This is a genomic window from Paenibacillus sp. J31P190 (assembly GCF_059692075.1).
On sequence record NZ_JCAUAS010000050.1, the window covers coordinates 1 to 20,431 of the forward strand.

The 20,431-nt window shown below is 48.3% G+C and carries 12 protein-coding genes and 3 pseudogenes; 1 reads left to right on the forward strand and 14 read right to left on the reverse strand.

What is annotated here, in order from left to right:
* Window positions 1-446: 446 nt before the first annotated feature.
* Both AC58U0_RS36235 and AC58U0_RS36240 read right to left on the reverse strand, forming a co-directional pair.
* Window positions 447-704 (reverse strand): annotated as a pseudogene (locus AC58U0_RS36235) (ChbG/HpnK family deacetylase); the annotation flags it as partial.
* Window positions 705-868: 164 nt separating this feature from the next.
* Window positions 869-1,039, reverse strand: a complete 171-nt coding sequence (locus AC58U0_RS36240; protein ID WP_497383531.1) for a ChbG/HpnK family deacetylase — start codon at window positions 1,037-1,039, stop codon at window positions 869-871.
* Window positions 1,040-1,753: 714 nt separating this feature from the next.
* Between AC58U0_RS36240 and AC58U0_RS36245 the strand changes: the two are divergent.
* Window positions 1,754-2,530, forward strand: a pseudogene (locus AC58U0_RS36245) (oxidoreductase); the annotation flags it as partial.
* 277 nt (window positions 2,531-2,807) lie between these two features.
* Here AC58U0_RS36245 and AC58U0_RS36250 read toward each other — a convergent pair.
* The 12 genes and pseudogenes from AC58U0_RS36250 to AC58U0_RS36305 all read right to left on the reverse strand — a co-directional run.
* Window positions 2,808-3,032, reverse strand: coding sequence for a hypothetical protein (locus AC58U0_RS36250; RefSeq protein WP_497383532.1), 225 nt, complete (start codon window positions 3,030-3,032; stop codon window positions 2,808-2,810).
* A 542-nt stretch (window positions 3,033-3,574) separates the two neighbouring features.
* Complete coding sequence (locus AC58U0_RS36255) at window positions 3,575-4,189, reverse strand: polysaccharide deacetylase family protein (protein WP_497383533.1); 615 nt, start codon at window positions 4,187-4,189, stop codon at window positions 3,575-3,577.
* Between the two features lie 242 nt (window positions 4,190-4,431).
* Window positions 4,432-9,363: a sugar-binding protein gene (locus AC58U0_RS36260; protein WP_497383534.1), complete on the reverse strand. Its 4,932-nt coding sequence runs from the start codon at window positions 9,361-9,363 to the stop codon at window positions 4,432-4,434.
* 140 nt (window positions 9,364-9,503) lie between these two features.
* Window positions 9,504-11,033 (reverse strand): extracellular solute-binding protein, encoded by a 1,530-nt coding sequence (locus AC58U0_RS36265; protein WP_497383535.1) that lies wholly within the window; start codon window positions 11,031-11,033, stop codon window positions 9,504-9,506.
* 76 nt (window positions 11,034-11,109) lie between these two features.
* Window positions 11,110-11,991 carry a carbohydrate ABC transporter permease gene (locus AC58U0_RS36270; protein ID WP_497383536.1) on the reverse strand — a complete coding sequence of 294 codons (882 nt, stop codon included), beginning with the start codon at window positions 11,989-11,991 and terminating at the stop codon, window positions 11,110-11,112.
* A gap of 11 nt (window positions 11,992-12,002) precedes the next feature.
* Window positions 12,003-12,968, reverse strand: coding sequence for an ABC transporter permease (locus AC58U0_RS36275; RefSeq protein ID WP_497383537.1), 966 nt, complete (start codon window positions 12,966-12,968; stop codon window positions 12,003-12,005).
* Between the two features lie 91 nt (window positions 12,969-13,059).
* On the reverse strand, window positions 13,060-14,874 hold the full coding sequence (locus AC58U0_RS36280; protein WP_497383538.1) for a cache domain-containing sensor histidine kinase: 1,815 nt from the start codon (window positions 14,872-14,874) through the stop codon (window positions 13,060-13,062).
* Window positions 14,875-14,910: 36 nt separating this feature from the next.
* Entirely contained in the window at window positions 14,911-16,527 is a 1,617-nt protein-coding gene (locus AC58U0_RS36285) for a response regulator transcription factor (RefSeq protein WP_497383539.1), read from the reverse strand.
* Window positions 16,528-16,648: 121 nt separating this feature from the next.
* Window positions 16,649-17,908 carry an FAD-dependent oxidoreductase gene (locus tag AC58U0_RS36290; RefSeq protein ID WP_497383540.1) on the reverse strand — a complete coding sequence of 420 codons (1,260 nt, stop codon included), beginning with the start codon at window positions 17,906-17,908 and terminating at the stop codon, window positions 16,649-16,651.
* A 290-nt stretch (window positions 17,909-18,198) separates the two neighbouring features.
* Entirely contained in the window at window positions 18,199-18,504 is a 306-nt protein-coding gene (locus tag AC58U0_RS36295; protein ID WP_497383541.1) for a hypothetical protein, read from the reverse strand.
* A 170-nt stretch (window positions 18,505-18,674) separates the two neighbouring features.
* Complete coding sequence (locus AC58U0_RS36300) at window positions 18,675-19,034, reverse strand: hypothetical protein (RefSeq protein WP_497383542.1); 360 nt, start codon at window positions 19,032-19,034, stop codon at window positions 18,675-18,677.
* 657 nt (window positions 19,035-19,691) lie between these two features.
* Window positions 19,692-20,324: pseudogene (locus tag AC58U0_RS36305) on the reverse strand (MraY family glycosyltransferase); the annotation flags it as partial.
* Window positions 20,325-20,431: the final 107 nt, after the last annotated feature.

Genomic DNA, 20,431 nt, shown 5'->3' on the forward strand with positions numbered 1-20,431 from the left:
TTCTAGATAAGCCAGGACTGCTTCTAGTTTCTCCTCGGTTGAGTATTTAGCCAAAAAAACTGCACCTCCAATTGTTAGACTGTGTCTAACAATTGGGGTGCAGTTCACGATAAGCTCCTTCCCAATCGTTCTCCGTGGGTGTAATGGTTTATCACCAGTGTGACACGGATGGTTGAATATCTTCTTTCCTAATCGTCACAGAGCCCGTTGCATATTTCAATGTCACGCCAAGTGATTAATCGTATTTCTTCTTTATCTAGTAACTTGATGATCTCTTTATCCTTAAATACATCAAATTCAAATCGACGCATCATCCATGTGTTAGTAATCGATTTAAGTTCTTCTGTGTCCATGGATGGATGAAACAACAATTCAGTAATCCCTGGTCTTAATTCTCTAATACATTGAATCGTTGCCTCTTTGGTTGAATCGTAGGTGGGTTCTACCTATTCAATCGGTGAAAAAAAGGGAAGAAACATAACGTGATCGGGTAAAAGTATCCCTTTTTCTTCCGCGTGCTTTACAAGTTGTTCATTATGGGAAATGTCCAATTTAGGATGAGCATGTTTTGGATATCTTAAGGGAAGATTGTACGCCTGACAAAGTTCCAAGAGTATATCAGTTACATGATTCATACTACCCATGTGATTATCGATATTCGTCGGATCAATGCCCATTTTGATTGCCAATTCAATTTGTGCGACTGCTTCTTCTGTAGCTCTTCTGGGTCAGCTTCAGCTATAACCGTAGCTGTGTTTGACGGAAAATATCCATACTGATCCTTTAGTGTTGACAAATCTCTTCTTAATAGTCCCCATTTATAGTTCTCCCACTCGCTTGTATGGGTGATATGGATACCTACATCTATTTACGGATATTGTCTGACAAAAGACGCAGCCTCGGTAACCCAAGGACATGTCATCATGATGCTTGCTGAAGTAATATAACCTTCTTTCAGTAAGATACCAATCGCCCGATTTGTAGAATGACACATACCAAAATCATCAGCATTAATGATTAGTAACCGATCTTTGGACATATAGCTGTTGCCTCCTTAAATAGTATCACTCATATTCGCACAAAACGACTGTCTGCATTAATTTTACCGTTTAATACCTATCCCGCTCGATTCTTCCAGAAGGGAAGTTCCATTTATTTTTAACACATGCTTTATTTTCTTTTACCATAAGAACTTTGTCTTCACATAGAGAGCAGCAATTTGTTGATTGAATTCTCGTCCACCGTTAGCCTTACGTGCTTGTTCTTATTTTCCCTCTTCTTTAATCTCATTAAGAATTTCTGTAATTAGAAATGCCTTTGACTCTAAAAGTTCATTTCTCAACCAATCCACACATTCTTCTGACGGAGTATTGCGTTCGTCATTTATGAAGTGATTTATCCATGCAAACAGCTGTTTTGACTCAGAGAGACTTACTGTCCCGACCGCCTATGCCTCCCCAAGCGGAATGCACAGTCTGAATAAATACTAATGTGGTTATCATATTTCTCATGAGCGGTACTTTTGGTATACTTGGAGCAAACCAACTAGGAATGGGTGTCGAGTATTTGAAAAATGAAGGTATGCTTGCGGTGCTGAAGGCTCTGTCTAATGAGACCCGTCTCAACATCCTTTGCTGATTGCGGGAGCCGGAAAAGATGAACGAGAATCTGCCGACACTTACATCTATTCATCTATAAATTTGTATTTGTAGATGAATAAACTAACTTTTTTTATATAGGAGGAGAGAATAAGATGACCATATCCAAAACAGCAGCGGCTCTGTTTAAGCCTTTTGAAAACGGCCGACTGAAGCTTGAAAATCGTATTGTCATGGCCCCAATGACCCGCTGCTTTTCGCCGAAAGGCGTTCCAGGTCCTGACGTGGCCGGATATTACCGTCGGAGGGCCGAAAACGCCGTCGGTCTCATCATCACTGAAGGAACGATCATTAACCATCCGGCTGCGGCTGCTGACCACGGCGTGCCGCATTTTTACGGGGAGGAAGCTCTGGAAGGATGGTCGCGCGTCGTGCGCGAAGTGCATGAAGCCGGGGGCAAAATCGCTCCTCAGATCTGGCATACCGGTACTGCCCGTGAGAGGAAGAAATTCCCGGATTCGAATGTCGACCCAATCGGGCCGTCGGGTCTAAGCCTGACCGGTGAGTCGGTATCAGAGCCGCTGACAGTCGAGGAGATTTCAGGTCTCGTACAGGCTTATGCCCAGAGCGCAGCCGACGCGAAACGTCTCGGCTTTGATGCGGTGGAGATCCACGGCGCACACGGCTACCTGATTGACCAATTTTTCTGGGACGTCACCAACAAGCGCACGGATGATTATGGCGGCGATCTGGTTGGCCGCACCCGATTCGCGGTGGAGGTTATCGAAGCGGTGCGAGCCGCAATCGGCCCCGACTTCCCGATTATCTTCCGTTTCTCCCAATGGAAACCGGTTAATTACGGCGCCAAGTTGGCAACAAATCCAGAGGAACTGGAGCGTTTTCTCGCACCACTGTCTGCGGCAGGCGTCGATTCAATCCCAACGATTCAAGCCTCCAGCTCGGGATCATGATCTTCTCCGGATAAGAAATGCCTTGAAGGAGCTCACCTCCTACAAAGTCATCTTGAAATTCACCATAAAAAGCGACAAGGAATAGTTCCTTGTCGCTTTTTTCACAGAACCGAAGGGATGCAGCGCGGCAACCCTTTTAATAATTATTTTTTAACTATCTGTCCCATAAGCGTAATGATATAAATCTAAGTGGTGAGAGTTTGGGGTTTGCAGCCATTGCATAGTTAAGATTAATTCGTTAAGATCTTTCTTTGGCTTTTGAATTCTTCCCCTCATGATAGTCTTCCCATAGTGGGCCGATGTATTTTTCTAATGTTTTAACGACGTCATCTCTTCGGCTCTCTTCGACATTTGCAATGTCATTTGAAATATCATTTCTAATTCGTATGAGCACATATAAAGGGGGTAATACAGCCTCACGTAGAGCCTTAATCATGTTTTCTTCTTGTGGAGTTATATCCATAACGTATCTTATTTCCTTTCCAGTAGATTTCTGCTCGAGATAATCTCATTATAAACCCTGACCTCAGTGTTATGGTCAAGAGGAAGTAAGCTAATCCTCTATGCCACCCGTTTGTTGAGCAAAAAGCCCAGAACGAAAACAAGCGATGGATCGGTTCCATCGCGGCGCAAACGTTTTCCGTTAGTTTAGCTGTGCTAGCGGCAACCTATCTCACATCCAGATTGAACCACTTACAATATTTCAAAAACAACATTTCTTTATAGTAATCGTCAACCATCCAAAGTGCTTTTTCTAACGAGTACTTATAAAAGTCCAACAATAGGGGGGGATTTAAACAAACAATCCGTGCCAATGCACTACTTTGGTGTCCGCTGAAATCACCGGCGTCTCGTTCGTTAGTTGGCAAGCGTATTCACACTTCTATTTTCACTTTTCATGCAACTATATTTACTTTATTTGCGTTCAACATGAACGAAAAGAACCTAGCCGTTGGTTCGGTTCTTTTCGAGATCCTCTTCACTATCACGATCACTATTTTTTGATTATGATTCCTGCATTTGTAAGAGCTCACTAACCGTTACAAGCTGATAACCTTCTTCTGTTAATTCCTTGGTCAAAATTCGAACGGCTTCGATGGTTTGGGACCGGTCTCCGAAGCCGTCATGAAAGAGAAGGATGCTCCCGCATCCAACCTGCTTACGGGTTGAATCGAGAATATGCTCTACTCCAGGCATCCCCCAATCTTTGGCTTCTCCGTTGAGAGCTCCTATGACATGATACTCCAGTTTGGCAGTAATCGCGTGGACTTCCAAGTTATAATCGAGGTATGGAGGACGCATAACAGCAGGCCGGCCGCCTGTTACCTGTGAAATTAAGCTGTCCGTATCGAAAAGCTCGCGCTCGCATGCGTCCAAACTAATTTGAGTCATATAAGGATGGGAGTAAGAATGGTTCCCAATTTCATGTTTTCTGACATGGACATCCAGAGCGGTCTCGGGATAAAGTTCGATTTGTTTACCCATCATGAAAAACGTTGCGTGACCGGAAACCTCTTCGAAAATATCTAACAATTGCGGAGTATAGATCGGATTAGGACCATCGTCGAATGTAAAAGCAATAGCTTTTTGTGATGTTGAAACGCGTCGAATGATTTCCATACTTTCAGCCACCTTCTCTCAACCATTTGATCTCAAAATGATGTGAAAATTGCAACTATTCTCTCTCCCCGCCTGAAACGTTTCTCCGTTAGAGTGCGGGGTGTCCTTTGATAGTCGGTCCGGTATTGACTGGGCTCCCATCCACCTTGCAAATAAACCGGAACCGACGCCATAGGTGCTTAACATTTACAAATCTATCCTTGTGGTTGAACCTAGCAGATGTTATCTGCAGCTACCCTATCTTATGGTGCTAGCAGCTTCAATTCCCCGAATGCGGATGTATTCGTCCAGTTCGTGGACTCGCCGGCCCATACCGTCTGGCTCTGCCGACCGTTGCCATCGTCCTCGTCATTGTTCGCTACGTCGAAGCCGATCATCATCCCGGCGGATGGCGTAATGCCAAGCGAACTCCATGGAATCGCCATCTCAACACTGTATCCACCCGTCATCGTGGCCCATGCATGCTGCACGCCGCCCGTGCGGCTTGCCGCCTCGAATAGCGTACTGTCGTTCCACCCTTTGATAAATTGCCGGTCATAACTGTCATATGTCGCGCCCTTATTATGATTTCCGTCCACATAAATCTCGACGGAATCGTCGGAATAGGGCTCCGGCGAATTGTTGTACAGATTGGCGTCGAGGACGCTGACCCCGACATACAAATAAGTATCGTCCCATAGCACTCCGAATTGCTCCAAATTGTTGGAGGTTCCGGACACGTTTTTGCTTACTTGCTTCGTAATGGCCCATGCCGTTTCGTTCAGCGAACCGTCGATTTGGATGGCGGCACTCGTTTTGGCAACAGACATGAGCGTGTAAGACGCATCCATCGTGACGCTGACCGTGTTGCTCGCCGCCGACACATTGTTTTCCGCATCTTTGGCTTTTACAGTAAAGGTGTAGCTTGTTCCCGGCGTTAACCCGGTGACCGTATAGGTCGTCGAAGTTACCGTTGCAACCAGACTTCCGCCGTTATAAATGTCATATCCTGTAAGGCCCACATTGTCCGTAGAAGCCGTCCAGGACAATGCCGCAGTCCTGTCGGTGTGCGAGGGCGATGTCAAATTCGCCGGAGCTGTCGGCGGCTGCGTATCTCCAATAGAGGTGGAGGAAAGCTGCAGGCTCCCGAAGGCGGACGTATTCGTCCAGTTGTCGCTCGTTCCGGCCCACATCAGCTGGCTTTGCCTGCCGGCACCGGTGTCTGTGTCATTGTTCGCCACGTCGAAGCCGATGGTCATCCCGGAGGTCGGCGTAAGGCCGAGCGTACTCCACGGAATCGCCAGCTCGACACTGTATCCGCCTGGAACCTGCGCCCATCCATGCAGCACACCGCTTGGCATCACCCTCTTCAGCCATAGCGTGCTGTCGTTCCAGCCCTTGACATACTGCTGGTCATAGCTGTCATACGTTGTACCCTTATTGTTGTTGCTATCGATATAGATTTCGATGGAGTCATCGTAATACGGTTGCACAGAGGTATTATACAGATTCCCATCGATGACCTTGACGCCTACATACAAATAAGTATTGTCCCAGAGCGAGCTGAATTCAGCCGTATTATTCGGAGTTCCGATAATTGCTTTCTTTATCTGCTTGAACGAGGACCAAACTTGTTCGTCCAAGGATCCGTCAACGGTAATGGGGGCGATTGTTTTCTTCGCTTGAAACAGATACGGGTCTGTCGTGACGCTGAGCAGACCGCTCGCTGCGGACACGTTGCCTGCTGCATCCCTTGCCTTTACGCTGAACGTGTAAGCGGTATTCGCCGTAAGGTTAGTCGCGGAATACGTGTTAGACGTGACGGTTCCGATCAACGTTGAACCTTGATATACTTCATATTGGCTTACACCGATATTGTCCAAGGATGCATCCCAAACCAAATCTGCCGTGGTCTCGCTTTTGGACAACAAGCGTAAATTCCCAGGAGCCGTCGGCGGCGTGAAATCGCGATCATGAACGACTTTCACATTGTCAAATTCAACACTCGTTTTGAAGGCATATAGGCCGACTTTTCCCGAGGTAAGACTCGAATCCGTAACCGTTAATTCCTTAAACCCATTCACATATAACTCGAGTGTGCTGTTGTTTAAAACCGCAGTGAACGAGTAAACTTCATTCGTCGTCATCGTATAATTTTTCGCAGTCAGGATCGTGACGGTTCCGTTCACTGATTTGCCAATTTGCAGTTTGCCAGCTTTTATTCGGAAATAGTAAAAATTGTTCGGATCCTGATAACGCGCCGTAATACCGGCTGCCAGGTCAATATCATTTTGAGTAAGTTTAATGTTCGTTTCCACGCTGTAGTTGGTATATGTGCTGGTATCGACGGTACTGAACGCATTCGTCGCCAGCCAGGATGCTTGCTTGTAAACCTTGGACCCGCCTGATGTTACAACAGACCACGTACCGTTCGCAGGCGTCCAACCATCCGCTACCCCATCCTGAAAATCGTCACTGAAAGCAAGCATGCCCGGACCTGTCGCTGTCGTTGCAGCCAGTGTATTGCTAGCTACTGACGTGCTGCCTGCACCGTCTGCGGAACGAACGGTAACCGAGTACGTTTGGTTGGGCAGCAATCCCGTGAGTGTATACGTCGTGCCCGAGGTAGCAGCCACCTGTTTGGTTCCCACGTAAAGGTTATATCCGACTACACCGGAGAGATTCGATGGCGGACTCCAACTTAGGCTGAGGCTCGTGAGTGTCGTCGATGTCGTTGCCAGATTCGTCGGCGGTGCCGGCGGAGGCGCTGTCGTCACACTCAGCGTATTGCTTGCCGTAGAGAGGTTCCCTGCCCCATCTTTGGCTTTCACCGTAAACGAATAGGCGGTGCTGGGCGTTAATCCGTTTACAGTATAGTTTGTACTCGAAAGTGTTGTCGTGGCACCGACATATACGCCTCCATTGTAAACATTATACCCCGCTACACCGGTGTTATCGGTTGAGGCCGTCCAAGATAAGTTAACGCTTGTAGATGTATGAGATGGAGATGACAGGTTCGTTGGAGCTGTCGGCGGCTCCGTATCGGTTCCTTCACTCATCAAGGTGTCACCGTAAAAAACACCGGTTCCGTTCGTTCCGATATAGACGCGTCCCCATGTCTGACGGTCACCTTCCATCGTGTTGGCCTCAGCGCCAATCGCCGGATCAGATACGTCAATCTTCACCCAGGTGGTGCCGAAATCGTCGGAGCGGAAAATGCCCACGCTATTATCCACCTTGCCATATACGAAAACTGTGGGATCTGGAGAACCGAGCTTATTTTTACCAAATGCAAACAATGTCGCCTGCTGCACATTCGGCAGCTGCGTCCAAGAATCGCCGGCGTTGCTGGAACGCCAGAGACCTCCCCCATCCAGACTGACCCACACTTCGCCCGCTTTACCCGGCGCTGCCTTGACGCTGAAATACGCGGGAGTTTTTGCCGGTGCTTGCGGCATCGTGGACGCTAGCGTCCAATACGCGCCCCCGTCTATGCTGCGGAATAATTTCCACGTCCCTCGTTCTAACAGATAGAACGTATTGTTGTTGACGCGGTCGGATGCCAGCGGCTGGTACCAGACCCAGAAATCGTGTACGGTTCCGGATGGTGCGCCTGTGCTCGGGTTCCACGTTAGTCCCCGATTGGTTGAATAGATCGGACTTCCGCTCTGCGGGACCCAGACCATCGTCTCGCTTCCGGCGGATACGGCGATGCGGCCCGCCATGCCAGGCGGATTGGGAAACGCCGTCCAGGTAGCCCCGTTGTTGGTACTGTAACCACCTCCGCCTGTACCGGCATAACGAGTGGAACCTACCCGGGCGATGAAGTTCGGATTACTCTCTTGAAAGTCGATGGATACCGTATCGCCCAGAGATGGACTGCCGAATTTACCACTTGGAAACGTTGAAAGCGAAGTATGACGCATACCGTCGACATCCGCGTGCCCGCTCAGCAGCGGTGCACCGATCGGCGTGCTGCGCAAAGCGAACGTCACCACTTCTTCGTGGCCCTCCTCGTACGTATACCAGTGGGACGGAGTTGCCGTTATATCATCTGTACGCCATGTGCCGTAGAAGTCGGTTAACCAGACCCGATTCGGAAAATGGGGATCGATGGTCAAGGTGGAGGTATTGGCAGCAAACCAATTACTCGTCCACCAGGGAACATTCGGATGTTTGACGAAGGTGATCTGCGTCCAGTTCGCTCCTCCATTAACCGACCGGTAGATCGGCGCCGGTGTGTTCGAGCCGTCCTCAATGGCCGTCATCACGATGTTCGGGTTCGTAGGATCTACGGTAATTCCGTTGTATCTCCCCGTTGACGGAGGCGTAATGTCGGTCCATACACCGTTTGCAAATTTCGTGACGCCAGATTCATAAGTGACATACAGGGTGCCTCCACCTGCCAGAACAGCCCGACGAGGCGTAAGCGGACTTCCATTCATCAGCGACCATGTCGTCCCGCCATTTACGCTCTGGTAAATGCCAGTGCCTTTGACCCCGACATAGATGGTTTGAGTCGCAATGCCCGGAGAACCCGTACTCTTATCAAATAAAACAAAATTGAGTCCGGTTGGATCGGCACCGAGGGTCGGGAAGTTAGTCACCTGCTCCCATGAGCCTGAGCTGGCACCGGATGTGCTTTTCCACAGCCCGTCATAACGCGTTCCCATATAAATGATTTGACTGTTGTTCGGGTCTACCACAAGCCGTTCGCCTAAATCCCGTCCTGGCCCGTTGCCATAATGCCTGGGAGCGAACCCGGTTGACGTCCAATGGGCTCCCTGATCCGTTGATTTCAGAATATCCGCAGGAGCGCCTACATAGTTGTACTTGCCCGCTGCGATGTAAACCACATTCGGATTCGAAGGATCAAGAGCGATACTGTCGATGCCGTACTCATTGTATTTTTCTCTTGGAATCGCATTCAATAGTTGGATCCACTTCTGATTAACAGGGTCCCAGCGTAAGGCTCCACCGACGTCGGTACGAATATAGACAAGATCCGGCTCAGTCGGATGAATGGCGATTCCGGTTACAAAGCCGCCTCCGCCTATACGCACATTTTGCCAATTGTAAGGTTCTTGTTGAGCGGCATTAACGGAAGAAGCGACAAATAGAAGCATACCGATCAGAAAGAAGAGCATCATGAAACCGCGCGATTTCCATCTTTTCGAAAATTCTAAAACAATCATCCCTATTCCCTCCTATAAATAATTTGGCCTTGCTCAACTTACAGCAACATCCCCCTTTACTTATTCAACCTTTCCTGATTATGCACAGCGGATGCGGCAGCCTGCGCCAACTAGCGCCAACGGCAGCCTGCCGCACTGCGTTATTTATGGGCGGTCACGTACCATGCGTTAATTTCGTCGTAGCTCGTTTGGCCGCCGGCTTTCTTGAATTTTTCCGTGAATGCGTCGAATCCTGTAAGCTGTTCGCCGCCGACGATGATTTTGATGGCATAATCGTTGACCATCTGGCTTAGCTGCGCATTTTCCTTGGAGTAATTCGGGAAGTAGGGCGCTAATCCCAGAGGATTCTGCTTGAACACATTCGGCTTCTGCTGCTTGTTCAGATATTCCCAACCCTTGTAAAGCCGATCATCTTTACGGACGCGAGCCTGCCAATAGACCGGATATTTGGTTTCGTCGATGCCGGACAAATAATTGCTGGCCGAGCCGCGTTCGTCATTGAAGATCGGCAAAATCGGGTAATAATTGCCATCTTTGACCGTATGATGTGTGCCCTCTATGCCAATCGCCAAGTTTTTGAACGTATCCGGTTCCAGTTTGGCGTCAATCCATTTGATCGCATCTTCCGGATGTTTGGAAGCTTTCGGAATAAAGGTCAATCGGTCGAATCCGAATGACTGTGCCAGACCTGCCTGGCCGTTTTTGCCTGTCAGCGCAGGAATGTACACATAAGTGGCTCCCGGGAAGTTTTTCTTGAGCGCATCGTCGATCTGCGGAATGTCAGCCCAATGCAACACGATGACGCCCGCCTTGCCGTTTGTAAACTTCTCCTTCACCGTTGCGTCCTTGTTAATCGCAAACTCTTGATCAAGTAGCCCTTGCTTATAAAGATCGGACATATAAGTCAAATATTCCTTAAACGCAGGATTCATAGCACGGGGGATCAGCTTACCGTTCACATCGTTCCAATCGTTGACCATGCCGAAGGCACCGATGAGGTTGTCGACCATCGGAACGTCGCCTTTAATAGACATCGGTATGTTTTTGGCTCCGTTACCGCCAGGATCCTTCTCCTTGAACGCCTTGAGGACAACCATCAGCTCGTCAAGCGTTGTCGGTACTTGCAGACCCAGCTTATCCAACCAATCCTTGCGGATCATCAGGCTCGTGCCGACGGATTCGAGGGTTCGGGTCGGAATCGCATAGATTTTACCGTCGACTTTGGCCATTTCCAGCGTCTCTTTGGACAACGACGCTTTGATATTTTTGCCGTATTTGTCAATGAGCGGAGTCAGATCGACCAGCGCGCCTTTTTTGGCATAATCGGCATAGATCGCTTTGGAACTGCTGTCCCCGCCTGTCGAGACGATATCGTAAGGCTCGGAGGAAGCGATCAAGAGATTGAGTTTGTCCTCCGGCTTATCGACCGGAAGCGCTTCGTAATTTACTTTGTACCCGGTCTTCTCTTCCAGCATAATGGCGATTGGATCTTTACTGAAGTTGGGGCCCAAGCGCATGAGTGCTTTTAGTTCAGGCTTGGGGCCGGCACTCGCTGGCTGGGCGGACGGCGCCGGGGAGCCTTTCTCCCCTTCGCTATTCGAGCCGCAAGCGGAAAGAAGCATCAGGCTGACAGCTATAGGGAGCGCGGCCCATTTCATCGTTTTTTTCATCTTTTAAACCCTCCTGTGTATGAAGTGCAATTTATCATTAAGCAGCGGCATGGATTCCGCCGGCGTTAATGCAGCATTAACCTTTGACGGAACCGATTAATACACCCTTAATAAAATACTTCTGAAGGAACGGATATACGAGAAGAATGGGTACGGTAGATGCCACTACAGTAGCGGACCGGATACTTTCCGGTGACATATTCATCAGATCGTCGGCCGACTTGTTGAGCGCGTTAGCCGTATCGTTCTCCATCACGATATCGCGCAGATGCAGTTGAAGCGTTTTAAGCAACGGATCGCTGATGTAGAGCATCGGACTGAAGTAGTCGTTCCAGAAGCCGACCGCATAGAACAAGGCGATTGCAGCGAGTACAGGCATGCTGAGCGGAAGAATGATGCGGAACAGAATCGTATATGTTTTCGCTCCGTCGATCCGCGCCGATTCTTCAAGCGCTTCGGGAAGCCCTTCGTAATAGCTCTTGATCACCAGCATATTGAAAACACTGATCATTGCCGGCAATATGAGAGACCATAGATTGTTTAGCAGGTGCAGCTCACGGATCAACAGGTAATTCGGAATGAGTCCTCCGCTAAACAGCATGGTGAAGACGAACAATATCATGATTGTTGAAATGCCGGGCAAATGACGCTTAGACAGCGGATAGGCGGTGATTGCTGTCACCAAGATGCTTAGTAGTGTCCCAACTACTGTCACGATGACCGAAATGACGAAAGCCCGGCCGAATGCGTGGGAGGTGGCAACGTTTACCAGCGTATCGAGCTGGAAGCCGACTGGCAGCAGGTTCACTCGTCCCGATACAAGCGCCCAATCCGAGCTGACGGATTTGGAGAACACATGGATCATGGGCAGTAAGGTAATGAGTCCTAACGCGATCATGAAGCCGTAGACGAAGGTGTCTAATACCCAGTCGCTGAACGTTTTTTTACGGATATGCATGCCAAACCTCCTTACCAGATCCCGCGGTTCAGCAGTTTTTTGCTGAGCCAGTTGCCGGAGACGATGAGAATGAAGCCGACGACCGAATTGAAAAGGCCGACCGCGGTGCTGAAGCTGTAATCCATCTTACCGAGACCCATCCTGTAGACGAAGGTGCCGATGACGTCGCCGGATGCGTAGACGGTAGGGTTATACATCGTAAGTATCTGCTCTGTGCCCGCGTCCAACACCATGCCAAGGCGGAGAATGAGCATCAGGATGATCGTCGGCAACATGCCGGGAAGCGAGATATGCCACATCTGCCGCAGCCGATTCGCTCCGTCGATAGAAGCCGCCTCGTATTGCTCCTGCTCGACACTGGCGAGAGCGGCGATGAAGATGATCGCGTTCCAGCCGATTTCCTTCCAGCCTGCCGTGAATACAACGACGCTTCGGAACACGTGGTTGTCCATAAAAAACCTGATCGATTCGCCGCCGAGCCATTGGATGACGGAGCTGACAAGTCCATCGGAAGGAGACAAGATCGTCATGAACAAGCCGGAGATGATGACCCAGGACAAGAAGTGAGGCATGTAGATAATCGTCTGGATGGTCCGTTTGAACCCTGTGAACCGGATCTCGTTCAGCAGCAGGGCGATAAGGATCGGTATCGGGAACAAAAGCACGATCTTGTATACACTGATGAGCAACGTATTCGTGAACACTTGCATGAATTCTGCCGACTGCATGAGCTTGCGGAACTGCTCAAGTCCGACCCATTTGCTTCCTACGATCCCGTCGAAAATGTTGTAATCCTGAAACGCGATCAAGACGCCGTACATCGGCGTGTATTTGAACAGCAGCAGTAAAAGCAGCCCAGGCAACAGCAGCATGTAGGTATCGATGTTCCGCCATACCAGTCGCCATCTGCCTTCACGCTTGCGCGAAACCTTGGTCACCTCTGCGTTTCCATTCAATTGTGTGATGAGCTCGCTCATATTGTGGTTGCACCTCCTGCACTTATGGCTCCATTGTACCTGCAGGATGGTGTGTCATGTAGAGGGTAATCCGACACTTTCTAGTCGTATCCTACTTAGTTTGTTCCTCTTGCATCGCCTTGAGACGAACGATTACGACAGTGCCTTCGCCTAGACGGGAACGGACTGTCAGTCCATATTCGTAACCGGCCAGCAGCTTGATTCGCTCGTTCACATTGTAAAGCCCGTACGAGCTGCCGCTTCCTTCGGCAAGCAGCAAAGGGCGCGATGTGGACAAGAGGCTGGAGGCCAGTTGCTCCTCCATGCCGATACCATCATCTTTGACGATAATCTCAAGCTCGTCGCCACACTTCTCCGCGCGAATGCAGATGGTCCCGATTTTGCTCTTGTTCTTTCGGATGCCGTGCAGCAGCGCATTCTCGACGATTGGTTGCAGTGTCAGCTTCGGAATGACGCAACGGCTCGCCTCCGGATCAGCTTCAATCACGAACTCGAATGTGGAAGGGAATCGGTTCTGCTGAATCTCCAAATAAACTCTCGCGAGCTCCAATTCATCCGCTACGCAGACATGATCCTTCCCTTTGTTCAGGCTGAGCCGGAAATAATCGGACAGACTTTCGATCATATGACTGATATCGTCGGCATCGCGGGAAATCGCCAACCAGTTGATCGTATCCAGCGTATTGTAGAGAAAGTGCGGATTGATCTGTGCCTGCAGCGCACGAAGCTCAGCCTCCCGCTCCAGCATTTTCGAGTGGTAGGCTTCCTCCATCAAATCTTTCACCCGATGCACCAAGTGATCGACGACTCGCTCCAGCAAATAAAAGTCACTGCCCCTATCTGAACGTGGCTCGTCCAGCCCTTCGACGCCTTCCGTGCGGATCGTCTGGACGACCGATTTGATCCGGCTGTTCATCCCGTTAATGACGAACGCCATTAACATGAACACGAGAATCAGAAACATGATCGTCATGCCAGCGATCGTCGCAATGCCCGACCACTGACTCAGCGCGGCCGTGCGGTGCGTAAGGTCGGTCTTGGGCACTTCCAACACGAGCCGCCAATCCGCAGCTCTAATGGGTGCTCGCACCTCGAACAAATCCTCGCCACCTTCAGAGCGTTCAACAATTCCTTCATCAGGCTCGCTCGAGAACGCAGCCTTTGTGCCGACGAGGGATTGCTCCGCGCTGTAAATGATAGTCCCGCTGCGATCCATTATATAAACACGGCTTTGAGCTGGAAAATCTAGCTCGGAAATGATGTCAGCTACCATGTTCTCCGGAACGTCCAGCATAAGCACACCAAGTGTCTGATCGAAATTTCGCGGGTGTCTCAGTATTCGGACACAGGAAAGAATCCGCGCCGGGCCTGAGTCCAGATAGTTTTCTTCGTAAATTCCTGTCCAAACGATGCTGCCGCCCGCGTTCATAACATCTTCGTGCCAAGGGTGTTCTTTCAAGTTGTCTAGTGGAAAAAGATTCAATAAATCGAAGCCGTATAGATTCCCTGGTTCGGTAAAAACACGTGCCCTAACAATGTCGGGCGCCGTTTGAACCGATTCGAGCAAATTGCGCAGCTCTTTCGACTGGGCGATGCGCTCGATGATCGGATTAGCGGGATCCAAATTCTCATACAGCTTATGGTTCATGAATAAAGAATTGGATGAATTCTGTACATAGATGAGCCGCGAGTTTAAATTAATACCTGCCTGTTTCAGCGTCTGCTGCATGGTCTGGGTCACCTCCTCCTGCAAAATCCGGGAGGACTGTTCATAGTAGACGTACAACATGATGCACGCCGGTAGGAAAATCAGCAGTCCGTAGGCGAGCATCCACCTCCTGGCTGCCATAATGCCTTCCCATAGATGGGATGCGCGGCTCCTTCTTTTTCGCAAGACTCTTCTCACTGGATCAACTCCTTTTGCATGGAACCTGTTCATCTCCTATTGCTGATCCCGGTAAGCGCTTGGCGTAAGTCCGGTCATCTTTTTGAACAGCTTGCTGAAATAGCTTGGATCCGTATAGCCGACCTGCTCGCACACTTCGTAGAACTTGATGCGGGGATCCCGCAGCAGTTCCTTCGCTTTCTCGATACGGACCTTCATCAAATATTCGTAAATCGTCTCGCCGGTCTCCTGCTTGAACAGTAAGCTGACATAAGTTTGGCTGAGGTAAACGCTAGCCGCAATCTCTGCGATCGATAAGTTCTTGGCGTAATTCTCGTAAATATACTTCTGAGTATGTTCGATCACATTACTCGACCGTCCGCTCCGCTTCTCCTGAATCCAGCAGCAAATGCCGTATAAGTAATCGCTTACGAAGCTCTTCAGCTCCGCCATCGTCTCCAGCTTCAGTAGCCGGTCCAGCGCCCAGGCTTCCTGCTCTTCCTTTTCGCGGGTAAGCAAGTTAAGGTCAATCAGCAACCTGCCGGCGAGAGCGATCATTTGCAGCCCTGCATGCCGGACGTATTTGAAGCCGTCCTTGCGGATCGGCGCCAGCGGCTCGAAGATGCTTTCCAGTTCCATCTCCAATCGGTGCTTCTCTCCCGATTTCAGCACGGACACCAGTCGCTCACTCTGGCTGGCATCGAACCGGATTGGGCTGGCTGCTTCAAATTCCAGACTGTCCATCGTGATAACTTGGTTCTTGCCCATATACCACTTTTGGTCCGCCGCCTCGCGGGCATGCCGAAAGGACGCTGGAAGCATACGGATATTTTCGGCGCGTTCGCCTACCCCAATCGTAACGCTGATCTTCAGCCAGCGCCGCAGATTGTCGCGGATCGCCTCCGCCAGCGAAAGCAGCGTAGCCTCCGGGTCTTTCAACTGATCGTCAAGCACCAATAGTCCAACGTATTCAGCGGCTCTGTTCTCGAACGCATACCCGTGCAGGTACTGATCGATCAGCTCTTGAACGACGTTCAAGAGCGAGTAAGACAACAGCTGCTTGTCCCTCTCTGAACGGCTTCCGAGCATCTCCTTTGAATCGTCAATGGTTATAACGAGTACAAGATATGGCGTTTCGAGCGGCAGTTCCAGATTGAGAAACGCCGCTCTTTCCCGCAGCACCTCAGGCTTTGCATCCCCGTCCTGGATCAGCGCCATCAGAAATTTCTCCCTAAGCAGTGGCATACTCTGTGTCAATTTTACCTGCATGTCTTTGAGCCGTTGCCGCTCCTTCTCTTCCGTGCGGAGTTCCCGCACGATACCTTCGATGACCTTCTGGAGCTCAGTCCGTTTAACCGGTTTGAAAATATAATCGGCAGCATGAATCTGCAATGCCGAACGCAAATAGTTTGCATCATTGTGGCCGCTGATGAATACGATCTTGGTCTCGGGGAACCGCTCTCGAACGTCCCTCGACATACGGATTCCGTCCATCACCGGCATCATCACATCCGTCAGCACGATGTCGGGCTTCACCCGTTCAATCAGCTCAAGTCCCGTATCGCCGTCGTCCGCTGTGCCGGCCAAAACAATTCCATAGTCGCTCCACTGCACAAATTTGCTGAGCCCGCCCCGAACGGCCGGCTCATCATCGATAATGACCAACTTATACATAAACCCTGCCCCCTTAACTGAACATGAAGGTACGATATGACAGCAAAATGCACAAACGGGTCTCGCTGCTGCTCCGAAGCGCGAACCCGTTTGTGCTTTTACGGACGATTCAATGATTGAATCACTTGTGCGTGTTCTTCAAAAACATCACATTCTGAAGTCTTAGCGCTTCATGCAGCTCATCCACACTAACATGCTCCGGCGAAATTCCTTGATCTGCCGCGATCGAGGCTGCGACACCGGCCGCCTGGCCGAGCGCATAGCACGTCGCCTGAACCCGCATCGACGACATGGCCACATGCGTGGCCGATATGGAGCGCCCCGCTACGAGCAAGCCTTGTACCCCCTGCGGAATCAGGCAGCGGTACGGAATGTCGTATCCTTTCACTGCTCGCTCGTCGGTGCCCGCCTTGCCGTCCGGATTGTGAATATCAATCTCGTAGTTGGTTTGCGCCACCACATCGTCAAATCTCCGGCTGGAGAGAATATCATCCTCGGTCAGTGTATAATGACCGACAATCTGATTCGTCTCCCTGACGCCAACTTGACCTGGAATATGTGAAAGCACATAGTTTTCGAATCCGTTGCGCTGCAAAAAGTCGGCGACGGAGAAAGCTTGCCGCAGCGCTTCTCTTTCCGCATAGCTAACGTCCTTGATTTTGGCCCCGTTCCCCTTCACTCGGGTCATATTGACGAGCAGATTGCCTGGTTCATTTTGCTCCCAATGGAGAAGTCTTCCTTGCGGCAATTCGGATACGTTCTCGTAACGATAACAGCCCTCCGGCAATTGCCGTACGGCGGGTTGACCGGTATTTTGCATCATGAACATAAGCGTCATGGGTTGGGTCATCCCGTCGACGTCGCGTCCCGAAGTATAGTCAGCCCCCGCTTCGATGGCAACACGCCCATCTCCCGTGCAGTCGATGAATACATCCGCTTCAAACGCCAGCAGCCCTTCGCGCGAATTCGCGATGACCGCCTTTACCCGTCCCAGTTCGGTGACAGTTCCCGCGCAGCTGACGTGGAACAAGACCTGAACGCCTTCCTTTTCCAGCTTCTCGTTCAAATAATGCCGCAGACGGAACGGATTGTACTGCGGCCAGATCGAACCTTTATGATCGCCCGGAACCGCCTGCTGCGGGAGCACTTCGGAAACGATCTCACGATAAATGCCCGTCACATTGCCGACACCCATAAATACGCTGACGTTGCCCAAGGTGCCCATCCCGCCTAATTGTCCAGATTGTTCGAGCAGCGTGACTTTTTTTCCGCACCTTGCCGCCCCGACAGCGGCAGCCACACCCGCCGGACCTCCTCCGATAATTAAAATGTCTGTTTTATCGTATACAGACACGTTTTTCTGGAATGTATAACTAGTCATCCAAATAACCTCCCATTGCTCTACGTATAGTATCTTCTATTATAAGAGTTTTTGGGAAGATGCTGCAGGGGGAATCCTACTATTTCTGGGTTGATGTTACTGAGTTTTGTAAATCAAAAAGCAGTACGATCAGGGTTATCCCATATAAAAAAATGCCGCGATTTACACGGCAATGAATGAGATACAATTTGTCTTTAACATAATTGTAATGTTCTTACGTTCTAATTGCAGCGTTATTCCTTCTACCTGTCAGTACCTTCATACTTTTTACTTTATCCCAGTACCAACCATTAAGCTATTTCCATCTTCTGCTTTCGTCTGAATAAATGGATAAGGTATTCCAAAAGAAGCCCTACAAGAAGGAAAGAACAGAAATGAATTACATACGCTTGGAAACGAAAAGAAACTAAAACACTGCTAGCCCTAAAAATGCTTTCATCTAACATCCAGTTTCTGCAAGGAGATACTAACAACCAAGTGATTGGAGGAGTTTGACTAAGAATAATATTTGCTAATCCACTCCCCAAATTGTCACTAAGACAAATGATAATACTCAATGCTGAAAACCAAATAGTGAATTTTTTCAAAAGAAACATTACACTTACCCCCTCCAATAGAATTTAGATACCCTACTTATGTAATACACCATATATATTTACTGTTCTATATTGCCCGTGAGCACAACAGGCCACCGAGTTTATCGTCGTTAGCCTACTCGATCTTTGCTATGAAGCTATCTTTCCGTTAGCGGTATGACCCACAATATTCATCCTGAATCCCCTGAAAGCTGTATCATCACTACTTGCTTATTGCTCGCATCAACTACTAAAGTTATACATGGAATAAAAGTGGCAAAGAACCTCAGCGCTTTCGATTCTTCTAATTCTTCTTCAAGCGTCCAACCTGTTGGTATAAAATTAAATTCCTCACCTAAGTCAAAATATCCCTTTACAAAAAACTCCTTTATATCTTTTGTATTTGGAATATCATACATATCTAACTCATTGATTTTAACGGAGTATTGAGTAATTTCTCTTTTTTTACCCGATGTCCATAAACTCATATCATTCGTTCTAAATAAGTCTTTTATAACCTGAATAATTCCGTTATTCGTGCTGTCAAGCATTCATATTGTCTGCGAGAAGCACACTGCCAGCAGAAAGAAGGCGTGCTAATTCAGTCATAGAAGCAAGAGGTTCAAATGAAACCTTCTTCAAATTAAATCGCCTATGATGTGTTTTCTTCATATCTTTACTTGTTGGTTTAAACTCCTCAATCAAACATATTCTCATCCCTATCTATATACCGTTGTTGCTTTTCTCAATTATACCATATAATGGAATTCTATTTTTATCGTTATCGCTTCAAATTTAATTCATAATCGAGTGGTGGAAGTACCAAAGGGGGAGGTCTAGGTCTAAAAGGTGTTATTGCACCCCACCACCCTCTCCAAGAACAATAAAAAAACACCTTGATCGGTGGCGATTCGTTGACCATTTCTTCCCATAACCAGTTTGAAATATCCCCAACATAAACAAAAACCACCTGTTAGGTGGCTAATCTTTAAATATACGTTCAGCTGCTCTATGCTTATCTTCCTTACTAGGCATACTGTAACGCAATAACATATCCGCTGAACTGTGACCACTCAAACTTTGTATCACACTTATTCCTTTCCTACTCTCACAAGCCCTGTATTGAAGCAATGTCGAGTCTGATGGGCATAAGAAAAGCACCGCACCGTCGTATGATGATGCTTTTTCAATTATTATTCCTACACTAACTACATGAATTTCCATATCAACACACAAATCAAAGTAGATACCCATGAAATGAAACCAAATATCATAACAATTTTGTTTTCACTCCAGCCATATTTCAAACTGAAATGATAGTGGATAGGTGCCATGCGAAAAATACGAAGTTTAGTTTTTTTATAGTACCAAACTTGTAAAATAACTGATAGTTGTTCTGCTAAATATATAAAAAATAAGATGGGAATTAATATCTCAACCTTTTCAATAATAGCCAGAAAAGCTAAAGAACCACCAATAGCCAACGAACCAGTATCACCCATAAAGGCTCTAGCAGGATATATATTATATAAAAACAATCCTAATAAGCAACCAATCATTACTAATGAGAATGTTTGAACAGCCATTTTGTCAGAAATTATAAAGAAGAAAAAATATGTTGGAATAGCTGCAGAAATAAGTAAACCATCTAATCCATCGGTAAAATTAATCGCATTTGCTGAACCGACAATAAAGAGCATCATAATTATTAAATAGAGTAGAAGGGGAAGTTTTAATGAATAATCACCAAATATTGTTATGTTCGGACTAAGAGAATATGTACTAATTAGATACCACAGAAGTACACCAGTAAAAGTAAACTGAAGGAGTAGCTTTGTTTTGCTCTTCTGTCAAGAAAGTGGACACCACTTAGCTAAGCTGCACTTTCGTAGTACAACTGTTCAAATTGCAATGGCGACAAATAACCAATTGTACTATTAGACCTCTT